The sequence below is a fragment of the Actinobacillus genomosp. 1 genome (genome assembly GCF_029774175.1).
In the GTDB taxonomy this organism is placed as follows: domain Bacteria; phylum Pseudomonadota; class Gammaproteobacteria; order Enterobacterales; family Pasteurellaceae; genus Actinobacillus.
Genome location: NZ_CP103834.1, coordinates 524,968 through 543,915 on the forward strand (window position 1 = coordinate 524,968; position 18,948 = coordinate 543,915).

Annotated in this window: 16 protein-coding genes and 1 riboswitch; of the genes, 6 read left to right on the forward strand and 10 right to left on the reverse strand. The window is 39.2% G+C overall.

The genetic code is table 11. From position 1 onward, the window contains the following. Nucleotides 1-9: 9 nt before the first annotated feature. From NYR63_RS02450 to NYR63_RS02460, 3 genes are all read left to right on the forward strand, one after another. Entirely contained in the window at nucleotides 10-1,350 is a 1,341-nt protein-coding gene (locus tag NYR63_RS02450) for a replication-associated recombination protein A (RefSeq protein WP_279458022.1), read from the forward strand. An 81-nt stretch (nucleotides 1,351-1,431) separates the two neighbouring features. Continuing rightward, nucleotides 1,432-2,217, forward strand: coding sequence for a zinc ABC transporter permease subunit ZnuB (znuB, locus tag NYR63_RS02455; protein ID WP_279458024.1), 786 nt, complete (start codon nucleotides 1,432-1,434; stop codon nucleotides 2,215-2,217). Nucleotides 2,218-2,395: 178 nt separating this feature from the next. Further along, nucleotides 2,396-3,193, forward strand: a complete 798-nt coding sequence (locus tag NYR63_RS02460) for a class II glutamine amidotransferase (protein WP_279458025.1) — start codon at nucleotides 2,396-2,398, stop codon at nucleotides 3,191-3,193. Between the two features lie 78 nt (nucleotides 3,194-3,271). On the opposite strand, the gene metX is transcribed toward NYR63_RS02460, so the two are convergent. Continuing rightward, nucleotides 3,272-4,348 carry a homoserine O-acetyltransferase MetX gene (gene metX / locus NYR63_RS02465; RefSeq protein ID WP_279458026.1) on the reverse strand — a complete coding sequence of 359 codons (1,077 nt, stop codon included), beginning with the start codon at nucleotides 4,346-4,348 and terminating at the stop codon, nucleotides 3,272-3,274. Nucleotides 4,349-4,640: 292 nt separating this feature from the next. Between metX and NYR63_RS02470 the strand changes: the two genes are divergently transcribed. Further along, nucleotides 4,641-5,330: a SanA/YdcF family protein gene (locus tag NYR63_RS02470; protein WP_279458027.1), complete on the forward strand. Its 690-nt coding sequence runs from the start codon at nucleotides 4,641-4,643 to the stop codon at nucleotides 5,328-5,330. Between the two features lie 125 nt (nucleotides 5,331-5,455). Here NYR63_RS02470 and NYR63_RS02475 read toward each other — a convergent pair whose 3' ends face one another. From NYR63_RS02475 to NYR63_RS02495, 5 genes are all read right to left on the reverse strand, one after another. After that, nucleotides 5,456-6,154, reverse strand: a complete 699-nt coding sequence (locus NYR63_RS02475) for a LutC/YkgG family protein (RefSeq protein WP_279458028.1) — start codon at nucleotides 6,152-6,154, stop codon at nucleotides 5,456-5,458. A 132-nt stretch (nucleotides 6,155-6,286) separates the two neighbouring features. Beyond that, nucleotides 6,287-7,696: a LutB/LldF family L-lactate oxidation iron-sulfur protein gene (locus NYR63_RS02480; protein WP_279458029.1), complete on the reverse strand. Its 1,410-nt coding sequence runs from the start codon at nucleotides 7,694-7,696 to the stop codon at nucleotides 6,287-6,289. A gap of 9 nt (nucleotides 7,697-7,705) precedes the next feature. Then, nucleotides 7,706-8,431, reverse strand: a complete 726-nt coding sequence (locus NYR63_RS02485) for a (Fe-S)-binding protein (RefSeq protein ID WP_005611668.1) — start codon at nucleotides 8,429-8,431, stop codon at nucleotides 7,706-7,708. A gap of 168 nt (nucleotides 8,432-8,599) precedes the next feature. After that, nucleotides 8,600-10,195 carry an L-lactate permease gene (locus tag NYR63_RS02490; RefSeq protein ID WP_279458030.1) on the reverse strand — a complete coding sequence of 532 codons (1,596 nt, stop codon included), beginning with the start codon at nucleotides 10,193-10,195 and terminating at the stop codon, nucleotides 8,600-8,602. A gap of 467 nt (nucleotides 10,196-10,662) precedes the next feature. Next, nucleotides 10,663-11,070 (reverse strand): H-NS family nucleoid-associated regulatory protein, encoded by a 408-nt coding sequence (locus NYR63_RS02495; protein ID WP_279458031.1) that lies wholly within the window; start codon nucleotides 11,068-11,070, stop codon nucleotides 10,663-10,665. 264 nt (nucleotides 11,071-11,334) lie between these two features. Beyond that, nucleotides 11,335-11,506: riboswitch (Lysine riboswitch) on the forward strand. A 123-nt stretch (nucleotides 11,507-11,629) separates the two neighbouring features. Here NYR63_RS02495 and NYR63_RS02500 point away from each other — a divergent pair. Both NYR63_RS02500 and NYR63_RS02505 read left to right on the forward strand, forming a co-directional pair. After that, nucleotides 11,630-13,147 (forward strand): Na+/H+ antiporter NhaC family protein, encoded by a 1,518-nt coding sequence (locus tag NYR63_RS02500; protein WP_279458032.1) that lies wholly within the window; start codon nucleotides 11,630-11,632, stop codon nucleotides 13,145-13,147. A gap of 204 nt (nucleotides 13,148-13,351) precedes the next feature. Then, nucleotides 13,352-14,323 carry a substrate-binding domain-containing protein gene (locus NYR63_RS02505; protein ID WP_279458033.1) on the forward strand — a complete coding sequence of 324 codons (972 nt, stop codon included), beginning with the start codon at nucleotides 13,352-13,354 and terminating at the stop codon, nucleotides 14,321-14,323. Between the two features lie 95 nt (nucleotides 14,324-14,418). Here NYR63_RS02505 and sucD read toward each other — a convergent pair whose 3' ends face one another. The 4 genes from sucD to odhB form a co-directional block, all read right to left on the reverse strand. Continuing rightward, entirely contained in the window at nucleotides 14,419-15,291 is an 873-nt protein-coding gene (sucD, locus tag NYR63_RS02510; RefSeq protein ID WP_279458034.1) for a succinate--CoA ligase subunit alpha, read from the reverse strand. Nucleotide 15,292: 1 nt separating this feature from the next. Further along, nucleotides 15,293-16,459 (reverse strand): ADP-forming succinate--CoA ligase subunit beta, encoded by a 1,167-nt coding sequence (sucC, locus tag NYR63_RS02515; protein WP_279458035.1) that lies wholly within the window; start codon nucleotides 16,457-16,459, stop codon nucleotides 15,293-15,295. Between the two features lie 144 nt (nucleotides 16,460-16,603). Next, a complete protein-coding gene (locus NYR63_RS02520; protein WP_279458036.1) occupies nucleotides 16,604-17,470 on the reverse strand; it encodes a VirK/YbjX family protein in 867 nt (288 codons plus the stop codon). A gap of 147 nt (nucleotides 17,471-17,617) precedes the next feature. After that, on the reverse strand, nucleotides 17,618-18,847 hold the full coding sequence (gene odhB / locus NYR63_RS02525; protein ID WP_279458037.1) for a 2-oxoglutarate dehydrogenase complex dihydrolipoyllysine-residue succinyltransferase: 1,230 nt from the start codon (nucleotides 18,845-18,847) through the stop codon (nucleotides 17,618-17,620). Nucleotides 18,848-18,948: the final 101 nt, after the last annotated feature.

Sequence of the window (18,948 nt, forward strand, 5' to 3'; positions counted from 1 at the left end):
AGTATGACTATGAGTAGTCTATCCTTTGATTTTTCAGCAGATTTTAGACCGTTACCCGCCAGAATGCGTCCCCGCACATTGGCGGAGTATATCGGGCAATCTCATCTTGTCGGAGAAGGTAAACCGTTACGTCGTGCGATAGAAGCGGAGCATTCTCATTCTATGATCTTTTGGGGACCTCCCGGCACAGGTAAAACGACGCTGGCCGAAATTATTGCACATCATTTTGATGCGGAAGTAGAGCGTCTTTCCGCCGTTACAAGCGGTGTAAAAGAAATTCGTGAAGCGATTGAGCGAGCTAAGCTCAACCGACAAAGCGGCAGACGAACATTGCTGTTTGTAGATGAAGTGCATCGTTTTAATAAAAGCCAACAAGATGCTTTTCTCCCACATATTGAAGACGGCACCATTATTTTTATTGGTGCAACGACAGAAAATCCATCCTTTGAATTAAATAACGCCTTACTTTCTCGTGCAAAAATTTATATTTTGAAGTCATTGCAGGCGGTCGAAATTGTGCAAGTTTTAACAAATGCCCTCTACAATAAAGAACGAGGATTAGGCAATGAAAGCTATTGCATTGAAGATAATGTTATTGAATTACTCGCCGATTATGTAAATGGGGATGCAAGATTTGCCTTAAATTGCTTAGAGCTAATGTCGGATATGGCGGAGACTTCCTCTCAAGGAAAACGTCTAAATAAAGCGTTATTGGCTGAAGTTTTAGGAGAGCGACAAGCGCGCTTTGATAAAGGCGGTGATCGTTATTATGATTTGATTTCAGCATTGCATAAATCGGTACGAGGCTCATCACCGGACGGAGCATTGTATTGGTATGCAAGAATTTTAACCGCAGGCGGTGATCCGCTATATGTCGCGCGTCGATTACTGGCGATAGCTTCGGAAGATATTGGCAATGCGGATCCCAGAGCGATGCAAGTTGCGATTAATGCTTGGGACTGTTATACCCGAGTCGGAGCTTATGAGGGCGAAAGAGCCATTGCTCAAGCGGTGATTTATTTAGCGGTTGCGCCAAAAAGTAATGCGGTTTATAACGCTTTCAATGAAGCGAAACGTCTTGCGAAAGAGGGCAAAGATTACGATGTACCGGAACATCTGCGCAATGCACCGACTAAGTTGATGAAATCGTTAGGTTACGGTGAAGAGTATCGTTACGCCCATTATGAGCCGAATGCCTACGCTGCAGGAGAAAACTATTTTCCGCCGGAATTAAAGGATACCGTATTTTACCATCCGACGGAACGAGGTATGGAAAAGCAAATTAAGGAAAAATTGCAGTGGTTAAAAGCACAAGATCAATCCAGCTTGCAACAACGTTACAAGCGGTAAAATTTTAAGATTTTTTTGCAAAATTTCAGAGAAATCGGACCGCTTGTATTTTACTGAACAATAAAAACAATAGAGAGAGAAATGTTTGAAATTCTATTCCCAGCTTGGCTAGCCGGCTTATTATTGGCATTTATTACCGCCCCGCTAGGGGCTTTTGTGGTATGGCGCAAAATGGCCTATTTCGGCGATACGCTTTCTCATTCCGCCTTACTTGGTGTCGCACTTGGTATCTTTTTACAGATTGATCCTTATATTGCGGTTATTGTTATGACGCTGATTTTAGCGATGTTACTGGTATGGTTAGAGCATAAAACCGCTTATTCTTTAGATACGGTATTGGGAATTATCGCACACTGTAGCTTATCGCTGGGGGTAATTACCATTAGTTTGCTTGATAATGTTCGTGTTGATCTGATGTCGTATCTATTCGGTGATTTACTGGCAATTGATTTTGACGATGTGGTATTTATCGGCAGCGGAACGTTATTTATCGCCGGTGTTTTAGGTTATTTTTGGAAAAAATTACTCTCGATTACGATTAGTCCCGAATTAGCGCAAATTGAAGGATTGAATGTGGTACGTTTACGTTTAGTATTGATGTTACTTACCGCATTAACCATCGCATTAAGCATGAAGTTTGTCGGTGCGCTGATTATTACTTCTTTATTAATTATTCCGTCGGCAATTGCCCGTCGTTTTGCTCAAACACCGGAAGCTATGGTCGGATACGCTATTGTATTCAGTATGCTTTCCATTACGGGAGGGTTATTATTTTCTGCGTGGAAAGATACGCCGGCAGGGCCTTCGGTTGTCGTTTGTGCCGGAGCCATCTTTTTACTTTCGCTGTTTAGAAAAGAGAAAGTATAGTGATAAATCAGGAAAATTAATTTATATAGCAAAATAAATATAAATAATGACTATAAGCTATAAAATTTTTGATCTAGTTCTATTGAATTATTTTTAAGATTTGCCAAAATATAACCATTAGGCCAGCTAGCCAGCTGGTCTTTCTTTTTTATCACCCTACCTAACGAAGAATAAATTTATGTGTCAATTACTCGGAATGAATTGCAACACCCCAACGGACATTACCTTCTCCTTTGAGGGATTTCGCCGCCGCGCCGGTTTAACGGATCAACATACGGACGGTTTCGGTATCGCGTTTTTTGAAGGTAAAGGCGTACGTATTTTTCGAGATAACCGACCGGGTGCTTCTTCGCCGATGGCGGATCTTGTCAGTCAATATCGTATTAAATCGTTCAATGTGATTGCACATATTCGTAAAGCCACCCGAGGCGATATTAATTTAGAAAATACACATCCGTTTATTCGAGAATTGTGGGGTGAAAACTGGGTGTTCGCACATAACGGAACAGTAGAAGGGGTAGGCGTTTGTGAGGAATGTCATTATCAGCCTATCGGTTCGACAGACTCGGAAGCCGCATTTTGTTGCTTAGTGTCTCAGCTGAGAGAACGTTTCTTAAAAAAACCGAGCGAGAAAGAAATTTTTGATGCGGTTGTAGAAATTACTTCCGAAATTGCCAAACACGGCGTATTTAATTTTATTTTATCGAACGGACATTGGATGATTGCTCGTTGTTCGACCAATCTACATTATGTAACACGTAAAGCACCGTTTAGCACGGCATTACGTGATGATGACGTAGAAATTGATTTTAGCAAATACACCACCGCAAATGATAAAGTCACCATTATTACCACGCAGCCGCTTACCAAAAACGAAAAATGGGTCAAAATGAAAAACGGCGGTTATGCGTTTTTTAAAAACGGCGATTTAGTCGAAGAAATTGAAGGAACATTACCTGAACAAACACACGTGTAGTGTAAAAATTCCATAAAAAAAGACCGCTTGTTATTTATTGCAAGCGGTCTTTTTTTATCTGTTTTTAGCAAACGGAAATTAGGTTTCCGTTTGTAATCCTTTTCTAATCATCGGCTCAAAGAAATCATAATCAACTAAGAAAGCATCATGCCCGAAGTTGGAATGAAATTCGTGATAATCCACCTGCACGCCGGCAGCTTCTAAACGCTGTTTACTTTTTAGTACATCAATTTGCTTAAATAGCTGATCACTAGTAATCGCAACCAAAGTGTAATTTGCTTTAATTCGTTTTAACGCATCAATTTCATGTTCATAGCCTAACGCCGGATCATATAAATCCAAAGCGCGTAATAAACGTAAATAGCTGTTGGCATCAAAGCGATCTAAAAATTTTACTCCCTGGTAGCTCAAATACGATTCCACTTGAAAATAATCGCCCCAAATTTCGGTTTGTTGCTTCATTTCACGCCCGAAAGCACGGGCTAATTGTACATCGGTACGATAAGTCAGCATGCCGAGCATACGAGCGATTTTTAAACCGTTATCCGGCGGTAAGCCGTCGTAATAGTCACCGTGATTAAAATGTGGATCGTTGATAATCGCTTGGCGCATTACGTGGTTAAAACCGATCGCTTCCGCACTTAACGTAAGTGATGAACATAAGTTAATAATATTATTCACAAAGTCGGGATAACTAATTCCCCACTGTGTGGCTTGCATTCCACCGAAAGAACCGCCGACTACCGCATGTAAATGGCTAATACCTAACGCATCGAGTAAAGCCTTTTGTACTTCGACAATATCTTGCACCGTAATAATTGGAAATTGACTTCCGTAAGGCTTACCTGTTTTAGTATTAATTGAGGACGGACCTGTCGTACCTTTACACCCGCCAAGCACGTTAGAACAAATAAAAAAATAGCGATCCGTATCGAAAGCTAATCCCGAACCGATAAAATCCTGCCACCAACCTTGTTCCGGTGCATTTTTATAAGGTTCGGCATCGCCGGTGAGCGCATGGCAGAGTAAGACGACATTACTTTTATCCGCATTCAGCGTACCGTATGTTTGGTAAGCGACATCAATCGGCGAAAGTGTTCCGCCGAGTATCAGGGAAAGAGGTTTTTCTGAAAAAAGGGTAATGCTATGCGCCATGGCTTTTCCTAAGGTTAAAAAATTTTGCGAAAATTAGACCGCTTATTATTATCAGTATAGACGTCTAAACGCCTAAAAATATGTATAAATTAATCGTCAAACACATCTTTGTCAAGAAATTTTAGCCGTCTAAACGTCTAAAATTTTAGACAAAGTTAAACTTGCAATTTAAGCTAACTAGGATATGCTAAATTTTTTTGAACCTTTCAGAACTTATGTAGTCTATCGGTGGTCAAATTAACAAATACTTAAAATTAGACCGCTTGTTTTTAATGAAACAAATGGGAATCGAATGGAATTAACTCAAGCAACAGAAAGTTTGCCAAAGACGTCTTTATGGAAAAGGTGTCTTTCAATCTGCCCTCGTATTGCGTTAGTAAGTTTTGCAATAGCACTTTTTTTGAGTATAGCTATTTTTATTATTGATTATGCGACAGGTATTTATGTTAAAGATAATATTTATACCGATATTAATAAATTACCAAAACACCAAAATGCCGTTGTATTAGGGACTTCTAAATTTTATGCAAAAGGTACACCGAATTTATATTATAAATATCGTTTAGAAGCAGCAGAAAAACTTATAAAAAATGGAAAAGTAGAAAGGCTTTTAGTAAGTGGCGATAATAAAACACCTTATTATAATGAACCTAAAGTAATGTTAAACGATTTGGTGAGAATGGGAATTGGAAAGGAATTTATTCAGCAAGATTTTGCCGGTTATCGTACATTAGACTCTATTGTTAGAGCGAGTAAAGTATATCGCTTAGAATCATTTGTCATTATAACTCAGAAGTTTCACTGTGAACGTGCTTTATTTATTGCTAAATATCATGGTATTAATGCAGTCTGCTTTGTTGCAAAATACCCGGAAGGACATATAAAAGTGAGACTTAGAGAACTTTTAGCTCGAATCGGTATGATATGGGATTTTATGGTTCGGACAGAACCGGAAACGTTAGAGAATAAAAAATCACAGTAAACTCATGTATTGTGAAAATTTTATAATCTTTAGCTAAGAATAGCAGAAGAATACAAAAGCGGTCTGATTTGCAAAAAATTTAACAAATCAGACCGCTTGTCATTTATAAATAATGGAATGACAAATTATAGATCGTCAATCACAACATAGATTTTCGACACCGGACCATGTACGCCGACCACTTTGATTAATTCAATATCGGCGGTTGCACTCGGACCTGAAATGATATTTACGCAAGACGGCATACGTTCGCCGGCTTGAGCTTTCTCATGCAGAATTTGCGCAAGCTGTGCCACTCGAGGTAATACGGTGCTTTTGCGTACGACGACGATAGACGTTGTCGGTAATAAGCTGGTTGAACGTCCGTTATCTTTAGAAGCGAATAAGACGATACCGCCTGATTCGGCTAAACCGTATTCACCATATACGATACCGATATTGGCTTTTTCGGAGTGAGAAATATTTTCTTCACGATTGGTAAAATCCCAAATATAGCTATCAAATTTCTCTTTGACCGCATCGGTAATACCTAAATTTTCAAGACGAGCATCATTATTTAATACGATATTTCCGCCGCCGTATTTTTCACAAACTTCTAATACGGCTTGTGCTACGTCAGCTTCTTTAGTTTCAACCACATCAACCAATAACACTTTTGCAAAATTCATAAATTCGTTGCAAAGTTCTTGTTGAGAAAGATGGGTTAAACGTGTGGTAGGGTGATTATTTACCGGTGTTTCCATTTGATCAGGCACTAATTTACGTTCTCTACCCATACGTTGTGCCAGTTTATTTAAAAAGTTTTCACGATTCTGTAAGTCCATTGTGTTGTCCTATTTTTGCCACATTATTAATTTTTACTCATACAATAAGCGGTTAGAATTTATTGAATTTTTGCAAACTTTTATCTAAAAATAACCGCTTATTTGCCGAGGCTGTGGTTCAAGTCAAATTAATTATTTACGATTTTTAAACCATTCACGGAAACTTTCACCGTCCGCAGTTGGCAAGTCACGCGCTTTTGTCCACTCGGCTAATGCACCGACTTGAATTGGTGCTTTACCGTTTTTAATGAATTTACCGGCAATCTTCGCCCCGACTTTAACCCCCATATTCCAGACTGACGGATTAGCGTTGGCAAAGGTGAAACCTTTAATAGAAAGACGTTCCGAGAACGGTGTTAAACCGGCTTCGGCAATTTTTTCACGGTGTTTAAGGATCAACTGCGCTAGAGGAATTTTTACCGGACAAACGCTATTACATGCGGTACATAGCGAACAAGCATACGGTAATTCTTTAAATTCCTCATAACCGCCGAGTAATGGCGAGATAACGGAACCGATTGGACCCGGATAGATAGAACCGTAGCCGTGACCACCGATTTGGCGATATGCAGGACAAGTATTTAAGCACGCACCACAACGAATACAGCGTAAAACTTCCGAAAATTCACTTTCTAAAATTTTTGAACGACCGTTATCGACAATAACAAGATGGAAATCTTCCGGACCGTCTGTTTCGCCTTCAAGACGAGGACCGGTCAGCCAAGTGTTATAAGCGGTTAATTTTGCACCTACCGCACTACGACATAACATAGTAATCAGAGCGTCTACTTCTTTGAAAGTCGGTGCGATACGTTCCATACCCATTACCGCAATATGCGTTTTCGGTAAGGTAGTCGCTAAACGAAGGTTACCTTCATTGGTTACTAAGCAGACAGAACCCGTTTCCGGTACGGCGAAGTTACAACCTGAAATACCGATATCAGCGGCTAAGAAGTCTTTGCGTAATGTTTTACGTACGAAAGCATTCATTTCTTCCGGTTGCTCGGTACCTTCATAACCTAATACTTCGTGTAATTCTTTGCGAATACGATGACGATCTTTGTGGATCGCCGGTACCACGATGTGAGATGGTTTATCGCCTACGATTTGAAGTAAGTATTCACCAAGGTCGGTTTCCACCACTTTCATACCTTCCGCTTCTAATACGTGGTTTAAACCGATTTCTTCGGTTACCATTGATTTGGATTTAACAATGGTCTTTGCTTTTTTCTCAAGCGCAACTTTACGGATATAAGCGGTCGCTTCTTCAGCGGTTTCTGCAAAAAAGACGTGGCCGCCGTTTTGAGTCACCTTTTCGCTTAATTGGTATAAATAAGCGTCTAAATTTGCTAAAACGTGGTTACGGAATTGTTTTGAAAGATCACGCCATTCTTCCCAATTTCCAAGTTCATCCACCATTTTTTGACGGTTTGCGCCGATGGTTTCTTGTGCTTTCACCACCGCTTTACGCATGATTTCATTATGAACTTGCTGTTCTACGCGTTGTTTAAATGGTAGGGTGCTAGTTTGTAAATGTGACATAGGGCTTCCTTACTCTTGCATTAATACTTCTGCGATATGCATAACTTTTACGTTTTTACCTTCACGGTTTAAACGACCGGCAATGTTAATTAAGCAACTAACATCCGCACCAACCAAATATTCAGGCTCAACTTCAGTAATATTAACCACTTTTTCGGTAACCATTTCACCTGAGATTTCAGCCATTTTGACGGAGAAAGTACCGCCGAAACCGCAACAGGTTTGTTGGTTGTGAATCGGTAGCAATTCTAAACCCTTAACATTTTTTAAGAGGGTGAGAGGTTCGTCCACGATGCCAAGTTTACGGCTTAAGCTGCAAGACGGATGATAAACCGCTTTACCGGTTAAACTTGCGCCGACATCCGTTCTTTTTAACACGTTTACGATAAAATCGGTTAAATCGTATAGGCGAGCGGCAATTTTTTCCGCACGTTTCGCCCATTCCGGTTCTCCGAAACGGTTTAAATACTCGGCATAGTTTTTGATTGCATATACGCATGAACCTGCCGGTGCAACGATAGGGTAGTCATTCGCCTCAAACGTTTCGATAAGGTTTTTCATGCCCGGAATCGCTTGTTTTGCATATCCGCTGTTCATTGCCGGTTGTCCGCAACAGCCTTGTTTTTCTAAGAAAACAACGTTACAGCCCAATTTTTCGAGTAATAGTACGCTGTTTTTGGCTACGCCGGCTTTAACAATATCGGCAATACAGGTTACATAGAAATTTACGTTCATAAAGAACTCCCACTTAAATAAAAATAAGAAACAATCGTATTTAAAATGCCAAAAATGACAAAAGGAAGTCAGCTGACTTCCTTTTACGCAATGTAGGTGAAAAAGTTTTAAAATTAACCGCTTGTAGTGTAGCACGTCTGCGGTAAATCTTTCTCTACCACTTTTTTATTAAACATTAAAGAACAATGGAATTACCGTTAAGGCAACGACTGCCGCAATCACACCATAGATAAACATCGGTACGACGGTTTTCTTAATAATCGCACCTTCTTGGTTTTGGATATTTAATACAGAGTTTACCGCAACGATATTGTTAATACATACCATGTTACCCATTGCACCGCCTACGGATTGTAATGCAAGTACTAATGAAGTGGATAAACCGGTAATTTCTGCGGTTGATAACTGTACGCTACCGAAGGTTAAGTTAGAAACCGTGTTAGAACCGGAGAAGAACGCACCTACCGCACCTAAGTATGAAGCGAAGATTGTCCAATATTCACCGGTTGCCGCAGCAAAGTTCTTACCGATGATTTTTACCATTGAGCCGTCGTTACCGACTAACATTAAGTTCACCATGATTAACGCACCGACTAATGCGATAAACGGGTTTTTCGTTTGTTTGAAGCTACCTGAAAATACTTCTTTCACTTTAGCACCGCTTAAAGCAAATAACGGAATACAAATTAATACGGTAATGACGAACGGAATTAATGCAGGTACATAAAGTAATTTATAGTTTGCACTTACGGTCGTACCAAAGATATTTTTTAAGCTAAAGATTAAACCTTCACTGATTTCAAATTGACCTAATGAACCTAATTGAGTGCTGATCCAAGTCGTTGCATTATTCATCATGGCTTTAAACGGTAACTGCTGGATACGCGTTACGATTAAGAAGCCGATTAATAAACCGGTAGGAAGTAATGCTTTTGCCACTTCTTTAGTCGTAACGTCAGAGGTGTCTAAAGTGTTTTCTACTTTCGCTAAGCCTACACCTTTATTGGCAAGGAAAATCGAAATAAACATACCGATTGCACCGCCCACTAATGAAGGGAATTCGTAGTTTACTTGCGCAAGGAAGAAATAAGGAATAACGCAAGCAAATACGCTTAAGTAAATGAATACGATATTTTGACGAATTTCTTTCCAGCTTACGATAAAGCTTAATGCAATGACCGGAATGATTAATGCAGCAAATGAGTGGATTAACGCAGTCATTGAGCCGATTTCAAGAATTTGCGTTTCCGCCAAGTTTAATGAGCCGAAACCGAACCAAGTCGGAGTACCTACCGCACCGAACGATACCGGTACCGAGTTCATTACTAATGCAAGAATCGCCACTTTAATCGGATTAAAACCTAAACCGACAAGAATCGGAGCAGCGATTGCCGCCGGTGTACCGAAACCGCTTGCACCTTCAATCATAAATGCGAATGCCCAACCGATAATCATAAGCTGTGCTACCGGATTAGGGTTAATTGTACCTAACCATTTGCGTAGCGTATTAGTGACACCGGACGCTTCGGAAAAACGGTTGAATAAAATTGCACCGAAGATAACGGTAATCGGGGTAAATACCGACATAATAGCCGATGAGATATTTGCACTGATAATCGTAATATCGGTTGCAAAGAAGAGAAGGTGGATAATGAGTACTACTACCGCAACCCATGGTAATGCAACATAGGATGGTAATGCGTTACGTTTTACCATTAAGTAAATGAGTAAAACGATTGGGAAAATACTAAGGAATAACGCCATAAAAAGCCTCGTAATGCAATTTAATAATGAATGGTTAAAATAATGTTAAATAGGTAACTGCATTGTATGTAAGATTTTTCAAAAAAATAGAGGGTATGTGTAAATTTATGATGAAGATCACACTTTTTAGAAATGATTGATTAAAAAACAACCACCAAAATAAGCAAAAATTTAACAATTATTTTAAATTACCTCTAAGGAGGTAAAGAAAAGAGAAAGAATATAGAAGTAAAAAAGAAATTGGTAAGGAATAAAATTGAAGACCTAATTATGTAATATGAGATATATAAATACGGTATTTTTATTTAAAAATGTAGCGTTATAAATAAGATGAGTTCTAAGTTTTAATCGTTGATTTTATAGGAAAATAATTATTTTAAATGTGAATAGAATTATGTCGCATAAGATTAAAATTAATAAAAAAACAGGATTAATATTATATTAATCCTGTTTTTTTAAATGAAAAATTAAATTGCGAAAGATTCTAAACTTTTACCTTCATCTAATGCTTTTTGAATCGGACGAGGTGTTCGACCCTGACCGGTCCATGTTTTTTCATTGCCGTTTTCGTCAATGAATTTATATTTTGCCGGACGAGGGGCGCGAGGCTCTCGTTTTTTATGTTCCGTCGTATTATTTAATAATACAACAAGTTCTTCGGCAGAGATTCCGTCTTGTGCTAATAATTCCTTATATTTTTTGAGTCCTTCCATAAGTTTGTTCTGTTCGAGTTCTTGCGCTTTTACAGCTTCACGCTTTTCTTCAACCACACTAGATACTTTTTCAAGTAAAGATTCCATTTGTTCTAGCGTTGAATCTTTCGCAATGCTTCGCAAGTTACGGATATTCGATAATGTTTTTAAAATGTCTGACATTTTTTATCTCCAAATAAAGACCATATAAAATAATAAAAATAGTATAATTATTGTAAAATTCCAGAATAATATTTATCCCGAAAATATATTTATATATTAACGGAATACTTTTTTGAGGTAAAGCGAGTAGATTCATTATTTTTAAATTTTATGATTATATGGAATAAATTTATTATCTATATTAGTTATGAGAATAATGTTAGTAAAAATATGCTGTTTATCTCTTGGCAAGCGGATAAGATTCGGGTAATCTTATGTCGTCCTACAAATTGTAGAGGTGCAAATCCGATAAGTACTTTTTCTGAGTGGAGAACGATGAGGAAAAAAGAAAGGCGTATTTGCCGAAATCAGTTAAGCGTCATCTTAATTGGTTGGGGTCGTTGCCGAAAGGGACGACACTGTCGTAATCCTTGTATTACGGAGTGCTACTGCTAGGGTCGGTTCTATTCTTATTATTTCAGATTGCCTACCTCATCTTATGCATTGCATAAATTTTCTCAGTAGATCCTCTTCTTTGTTTGGCTAGTATTTCATTACAAAGTTATTTTTTAGAGGTTTTATGAATTTAATTGATTATTCAAGTTCGTTGCTGTCGGTGATACCTGCATCATTGGCACTACTTTTAGCTATTCTGACCCGTAGAGTGCTGCTATCTTTAGGGATCGGTATATTAGTCGGTGCTTTTATGCTTTCTGCAACGTTCGCAGACGGTTTTGTTTATTTAAAAAATATTGTTGTCGGTTTGGTTTATTCTGACGGTGAATATTCATTTGGAAAAGTACAGATCTTAATTTTCTTACTTTTATTAGGGGTATTTACCTCTTTATTGACATATTCGGGTAGTAATCAGGCTTTTGCTAATTGGGCGAAAAAACATATTAAAGGTCGCAGAGGTGCGAAATTATTAACCGCTTGTTTAGTGTTTGTGACTTTTATCGATGACTATTTCCACAGTTTGGCTGTCGGTGCGATTGCTCGTCCGGTTACGGATAAATTTAAAGTTTCTCGTGCAAAATTAGCCTATATTCTTGACTCAACCGCCGCACCTATGTGCGTACTTATGCCGGTTTCCAGTTGGGGAGCTTCAATTATCGCAACGATTGGTGGTCTTTTAGCGACTTATAATATTACCGAATATACGGCGATTAGTGCTTTTGCTTCAATGAGTCTGATGAACTACTATGCGTTATTTGCGTTAGTGATGGTGTTTATCGTGGCATATTTCTCATTTGATATCGGTTCTATGAGTCGCTTTGAAAGAAAGGCGTTAGCTTCCGAAGCACATAGTAACGAAGATTCGGATGTTGAATCTCAAGGCCGTGTTTATGCTTTGATCGTGCCGATTTTAGTCTTGATTTTTACAACCGTTACTTCAATGATTTATACCGGAGCTCAAGCACTGGATACCTTTAGCTTATTGGGAGCGTTTGAAAATACCAATGTAAACCTTTCTTTAGTTATCGGTGGGTCGGCAGGCGTATTAGCGGTAGTGATCTGTACCCTCGGTTTAATTAAAGCGGCGGATTATCCGAAAGCAATTTGGCTCGGCTGTAAATCAATGTTCGGTGCGATTTTAATCTTAACGCTTGCTTGGTTAATTAGCAGTGTCGTGAAAGATATGCATACCGGTGATTATTTATCGACATTAGTAGCCGGCAATATCAATCCTGCTTTTTTACCTGCTATTTTATTTGTGCTTGCCACTGTTATGGCGTTTGCAACAGGTACAAGTTGGGGAACATTCGGGATTATGTTACCGATTGCCGCGGCAATGGCGATTAATGTGGATGCGAGCTTATTAATTCCATGTATGTCTGCAGTGATGGCGGGGGCGGTATGTGGCGATCATTGCTCACCGATTTCAGATACGACGATTCTGTCTTCAACCGGCGCACAATGTAATCATATGGATCATGTGACTTCTCAGTTACCGTATGCGTTACTTGTGGCAGTGGCTTCTATCTTCGGGTATTTAGTACTTGGCTTTAGCGGATCAGCCGTATTCGGATTTATCACTACGGCGATTGTTATGATTGCATTGATTTTTATATTTAAATCTAAACAAGCTACAGCTTAGAATATGCTCTAAGTTTTTGACAAGCGGTGAAATTTGTAAGAATTTTTGCAAATTTTACCGCTTGTTTTTTTATGATTATTTATCTCAATGAATTTGTTAAATGTGTGAATTACCTCACATTTTTTCCATATTTAATTGTGTACTATCCTTGATATAGTAAATTTGATATAAAAAGTAGTATTAATGATCTTGAGGAGGAATAGTATGAAAAATCTAGCAATATGTGCATTAGCGGTTGGGATTGGTTTGTCTTCTTCTGTTATGGCTCAAGATACATTGGGTGTGAGTTTATATCAGTATGATGATAATTTTATCCGATTAATGCATGATAAATTAATTGAATATTCCTCAGAAAATCCATCTCTTTCTTTATTGATGAACGATGCGCAAAATTCTCAATTCGTACAAAATAAACAGGTACAAACATTAGTTAATCATAAAGTGAAGGTGCTTGCGGTCAATTTAGTTGATCCTAGCGCGTGGGTCACGGTTATCGGTAAAGCTAAAGAGGCTAATTTGCCGATTATTTTGTTTAACAAAGATCCGGGTGTGAAGGCAATCAGTAGCTACAAAAAGGCTTATTATGTCGGTTCGAATCCTGAAGAAGCTGGTAAAGCACAAGCTAAGATGATTGCGAGTCATTGGAAAAATAGTAAGGCATTGGATTTAAATCACGACGGAAAAATGCAATATGCGCTCTTAAAAGGGGAATTAGGGCATCCGGATGCGGAAATACGTACCAAAGCAGTGATTGAAGAGTTAAGTGTGCAAGGCATTAAGACGGAGCAATTAGCATTGGAATCCGCCGTTTGGAATAAAGAAATTGCAAAAAATAAAGTAAATGCTTGGTTATCGACACCGCAAAATAATATTGAGGTGATTATTTCTAATAATGATAGTATGGCGATAGGTGCATTAGAGGTTGCAAGTGAAAAAAATAAAACATTGCCTATTTATGGTGTTGATGCATTACCGGAAGCACTAGATTTAATTAGAAAAGGAAAATTAGCCGGTACGGTGACAAACGATTGGCGTTCTCAAAGTCGAGCGATTATTGATTTTTCTCGTTTACTTGTAAAAGGCGAAGTGCCGGAAAACAGTCAATGGAAACTTGATAATAGAGTATTGCGGATTCCGGCAATGTCGATTGATAGAGGCAATATCAGTGATTTCTAATTTAACCTAAAAAACATTTAAGGACTGAACTAATGTGTTGTTGAATTCAGTCCTTTTCTTTTAACTATAAAAAATAGCTAATTAGTTGGAGGAATTTATTTATATAGTACTTCCTTTAATGCACTACCTATTTCAGCAAGGCTTCTAACGGTTTTAACCCCTGCTTCCGCTAATGCCTTAAATTTCTCGTCTGCCGTGCCTTTACCTCCGCTAATGATAGCCCCGGCATGACCCATGCGTTTTCCCTTAGGAGCCGTCACGCCGGCGATATAACTTACTACAGGTTTTGTTACGTGCATTTTAATAAACTCGGCGGCTTCTTCTTCGGCACTACCGCCGATTTCACCAATCATTACTATCGCTTCAGTTTCAGGATCCGCTTGGAATAGTTTTAAAATATCAATAAAACTTGAACCGGGAATCGGATCACCGCCGATACCGACACAAGTTGATTGCCCGAATCCTTCATCCGTTGTTTGTTTTACCGCTTCATAGGTTAGTGTTCCGGAACGAGAAACAATACCGATTTTACCTTTTTTATGAATATGTGCCGGCATGATACCGATTTTACATTCTTCAGGTGTGATAATACCCGGACAGTTCGGACCGATCATACGTACGCCAGTTTCTTTTAATTTCTGTTTTATACAAACCATATCCAGCGTAGGAATCCCTTCGGTAATACAAACGATTAGTTCAATGCCCGCATCAATCGCTTCTAAAATCGCATCTTTACAACCGGGAGCCGGTACATAAATTACACTTGCAGTCGCCCCTGTTTTTTGCACCGCCTCACGTACGGTATTAAAGACCGGTAGTCCCAAATGGGTTGTACCGCCTTTATTCGGCGAAACACCGCCGACCAATTTGGTACCGTATGCTAACGCTTGTTCACTATGAAAGGTGCCTTGCCCACCGGTAAAACCTTGACAGATAACTTTTGTATTCTTATCAATTAAAATCGCCATATTATTTTCCTTCCGCTGCGGTGACCGCAAGTTGTGCCGCTTGTGTTAATGTTGTTGCCGCAATTAGGCTTAAGTTACTGTTTGCTAAAATTTCACGACCTAATTCCGCATTAGTACCTTCTAAACGAACTATAACCGGAATATTGACACCGACTTCATTAACCGCCGCAATAATACCTTCAGCAATGAGATCACATCTTACGATACCGCCGAAGATATTCACTAATACGGCTTTAACATTGTGATCGGAAAGAATCAGTTTAAAGGCTTCCGTTACACGCTCTTTAGTGGCACCGCCACCGACATCTAAAAAGTTAGCCGGACGACCGCCGTGTAATTTAATAATATCCATCGTACCCATGGCTAAGCCCGCACCATTGACCATACAGCCGATATTTCCGTCTAAAGCGACATAGTTGAGATCCCATTTCGCCGCATCGGCTTCTCGTACGTCTTCTTGGCTTGGGTCTTGGAGAGCTTTAAGTTCGGGCTGGCGGTAGAGCGCATTACTATCGACTACCATTTTGGCATCTAAACAGAGTAATTGACCTTGTTTAGTCACTACCAATGGATTAACTTCTAATAAAGAGAGATCTTTTTCAATAAATAATTTAGCGAGTTGCACAAAAATATGTGAGAACTGTTTGATTTGATCGCCGGCGAGTCCGAGTTGGAAAGCTAATTCTCGACTTTGAAAGGGCTGTGCTCCGGTAGTCGGATCAATAGTCGCTTTGTGGATAAGTTCAGGTGTGTGATGGGCAACGTCTTCAATATTCATACCACCGGCACTCGATGCCATAAAAACTATTTTTTGAGAGGAACGATCAACCGCTGCACCCAAGTATAATTCACGTTCAATTTGACAAGTTTCTTCGAGATAAATCGAATTAACAGGCTGTCCGTTAGCATCGGTTTGAAAAGTCACTAGCCGCTGACCGAGCCATTTATTACAAAATTCACGGACTTCCGTTTCATTATGCACTAATTTTACCCCGCCGGCTTTGCCTCTGCCGCCGGCATGAACTTGGCATTTTGCCGCCCATATTTCTCCGGCTAAGGAGTGAATAGCCGAAACCGCCTCATCAATAGAATGGCAAACGATACCTTTATTAACGGGAAGTTGATATTGTGAAAAAATTTGTTTTGCTTGATATTCGTGTAGATTCATAAAATTTCCTGTATAGGATAATTATTAGGATTGTATCCAAGAATTTAATTCATCTACTATAAAAAAGCAAACGGTAAAATACGGATTTATAAGCAAAAAATCACAAAAAGAAGACCGCTTGCAAAGCTATTCTTTTGCGAGAGATTATGAAGAGGTCGGTAAGTTAAATATTTGATGAATCACATCCGCCAATTTTTCTAACATCTCAAAACGTTTACGATACATAGAACGTTTGTTGCTCGGTACATCCGTTAAATCTTTATCTAAAGTCAGCGGTAATTGCCAGTATTCTTGGCGTAATCCGCCCGATTCCTTAAACAAGGTATCATAATTGACGGTATAACGTTTACTTTGAATAAAACGTGACTTATTTTGATATTTATGCGGAATCCCTAATAGAGAATAACCAAGCGTATCAGCCAACAACTTCATCACTTCAATTAATAAATACGCCGGACGTAAACCGTGGCATTGCTTTGTTAAATATTTAACCAAGTCTTTAGCATTTTCCGTATTAGCTCCTTGAATGACACCGATAAGCAATGATTGCGCTATTTTACCGAATGTCAGCAAATAAACGACTTGTCGGCTGCTTTTTTGGCGTAACTCTAACGCCCAAAAGCCTTCCATCGCTTGATATTCATTGATATTTAAGCGTATTTCAAAATCAGGAATAACTTCACCAAAGTTAATAGGTTTTACCCAAAGCGGCGGAAGATGATATTGCGCTAATTTTTGTGGCAAAAAGGTAAGATTGTCACATACAATTTCTAAGCGTTTTTCCGCATTAAATCGTTTATCCAAGAAACGATGAATTACCGGATAACTATAATTCGGATAAGCTCGAAGTAACTCGGAAAATTCAGGGTGTTGATTTACAAACCGACTAAATTTTTTAACTTGAACGCTATGTAAGACGGAACGTAACCAAAAACGAAAACGTTTTAGTCGATAAGACTTATGGGGTTGATCGGGATAAATGACATTGGGAGTCGGATAACAGTAAGCCATAAACTTTGATTTCAGTACGTATATTTAATATCGTTATCATAACATAAATTTACATAGCTTACAAAGTTGATTTTGGATAAGTATCCTTCAAAAAAATAACCGCTTGCGGAAAATAACAAGCGGTTAGAAAAAGTCTAAAATTTGCAACTAGATTTCAAGTAATAAGCGAGTCGGATCTTCTAATAAATCTCTTACCGCCACGAGGAAACCTACCGATTCACGACCGTCAATCAAACGGTGATCATAAGAGAGCGCAAGATACATCATCGGGCGAATCACCACTTGTCCATTTACCGCAACGGGACGATCTTTAATCGCATGCATACCTAAAATCGCACTTTGCGGCGGGTTGATAATCGGAGTGGACATCAACGAACCGAATACACCACCGTTGGTAATCGTGAAGTTACCGCCGGTTAAATCTTCTACGGTTAATTTACCGTCACGACCTTTTTCAGCAAGTGCTTTAATGGTTTTTTCAATATCCGCCATCGATAATTTATCACAGTTACGAATAACCGGAGTGACTAAGCCGCGAGGGGTTGAAACCGCAATGCTAATGTCAAAGTAGTTGTGATATACCACATCGTCACCGTCAATCGAAGCATTGATTTCCGGATAACGTTTTAACGCTTCCACAACCGCTTTAATATAGAATGACATAAAGCCTAAACGCACGCCGTGTTGTTTTTCAAATTTCTCACCGTAAGTTTTACGCAATGTCATAATCGGCTGCATATCCACTTCATTGAATGTGGTTAGCATTGCGGTGGTATTTTTTGCTTCTAACAAACGTTCAGCGATACGTTTACGTAAACGTGTCATCGGAACACGTTTTTCGCTACGTGCCGAATAAGCTACGGTACTTACCGTACTGTGTTCACTTACCATCGCTTGTTTGTTTTCTTGAGACTTGCGTTGTGCTAGGTAGTGTTCGATATCTTCACGAGTGATTCGACCGCCTACACCGGTACCTTTTACTAAATGCGCTTCAATATTATGTTCCGCCAATAAGCGACGAATAGCAGGGCCTTGAGAGTCCGCATCGGAATGATCATATTCGATTGCCGCGGATTTACGATCAGCCGGAGTCGCCTCATTAGCCGGTTTGATGGTTTCTTGAGTAAAATCACCCGCTTGAACGGTTGAGATTTTTCCAAGTAATTGTGTAGAGGTAACGGTTGCGCCTTGCGCCTGACTGATTTCCGATAGTACACCGTCATTAGGTGCCGGTACTTCTAAGACGACTTTATCCGTTTCAATTTCAACAAGTACTTCGTCACGTTTAACCGTATCGCCGACTTGTTTATGCCAAGTTGCAACGGTCGCATCCGCAACGGATTCGGGTAGCACGGGAGTTAAAATTTCAATAGTCATGGTTTAGTTCCTTTCTTAATTCGCCGGTATAAGTTTTTACTTGCACCGATAATTGAGTAAGCGGTCATTTTTAGAAGATTCTTTGTAAAAATATATTAAAA

Excerpts from the sequence above, each read along its gene's own strand:
- NYR63_RS02520 (WP_279458036.1), bottom strand. The coding sequence starts at position 17,470 with ATGGCTTACTGTTATCCGACTCCCAATGTCATTTATCCCGATCAACCC.
- NYR63_RS02490 (WP_279458030.1), bottom strand. The coding sequence starts at position 10,195 with ATGGCGTTATTCCTTAGTATTTTCCCAATCGTTTTACTCATTTACTTA.
- sucC (WP_279458035.1), bottom strand. The coding sequence starts at position 16,459 with ATGAATCTACACGAATATCAAGCAAAACAAATTTTTTCACAATATCAA.
- odhB (WP_279458037.1), bottom strand. The coding sequence starts at position 18,847 with ATGACTATTGAAATTTTAACTCCCGTGCTACCCGAATCCGTTGCGGAT.
- NYR63_RS02495 (WP_279458031.1), bottom strand. The coding sequence starts at position 11,070 with ATGTCAGACATTTTAAAAACATTATCGAATATCCGTAACTTGCGAAGC.
- metX (WP_279458026.1), bottom strand. The coding sequence starts at position 4,348 with ATGGCGCATAGCATTACCCTTTTTTCAGAAAAACCTCTTTCCCTGATA.
- NYR63_RS02500 (WP_279458032.1), top strand. The coding sequence starts at position 11,630 with ATGAATTTAATTGATTATTCAAGTTCGTTGCTGTCGGTGATACCTGCA.
- NYR63_RS02480 (WP_279458029.1), bottom strand. The coding sequence starts at position 7,696 with ATGTCACATTTACAAACTAGCACCCTACCATTTAAACAACGCGTAGAA.
- NYR63_RS02505 (WP_279458033.1), top strand. The coding sequence starts at position 13,352 with ATGAAAAATCTAGCAATATGTGCATTAGCGGTTGGGATTGGTTTGTCT.
- sucD (WP_279458034.1), bottom strand. The coding sequence starts at position 15,291 with ATGGCGATTTTAATTGATAAGAATACAAAAGTTATCTGTCAAGGTTTT.
- znuB (WP_279458024.1), top strand. The coding sequence starts at position 1,432 with ATGTTTGAAATTCTATTCCCAGCTTGGCTAGCCGGCTTATTATTGGCA.
- NYR63_RS02460 (WP_279458025.1), top strand. The coding sequence starts at position 2,396 with ATGTGTCAATTACTCGGAATGAATTGCAACACCCCAACGGACATTACC.
- NYR63_RS02450 (WP_279458022.1), top strand. The coding sequence starts at position 10 with ATGAGTAGTCTATCCTTTGATTTTTCAGCAGATTTTAGACCGTTACCC.
- NYR63_RS02470 (WP_279458027.1), top strand. The coding sequence starts at position 4,641 with ATGGAATTAACTCAAGCAACAGAAAGTTTGCCAAAGACGTCTTTATGG.
- NYR63_RS02485 (WP_005611668.1), bottom strand. The coding sequence starts at position 8,431 with ATGAACGTAAATTTCTATGTAACCTGTATTGCCGATATTGTTAAAGCC.
- NYR63_RS02475 (WP_279458028.1), bottom strand. The coding sequence starts at position 6,154 with ATGGACTTACAGAATCGTGAAAACTTTTTAAATAAACTGGCACAACGT.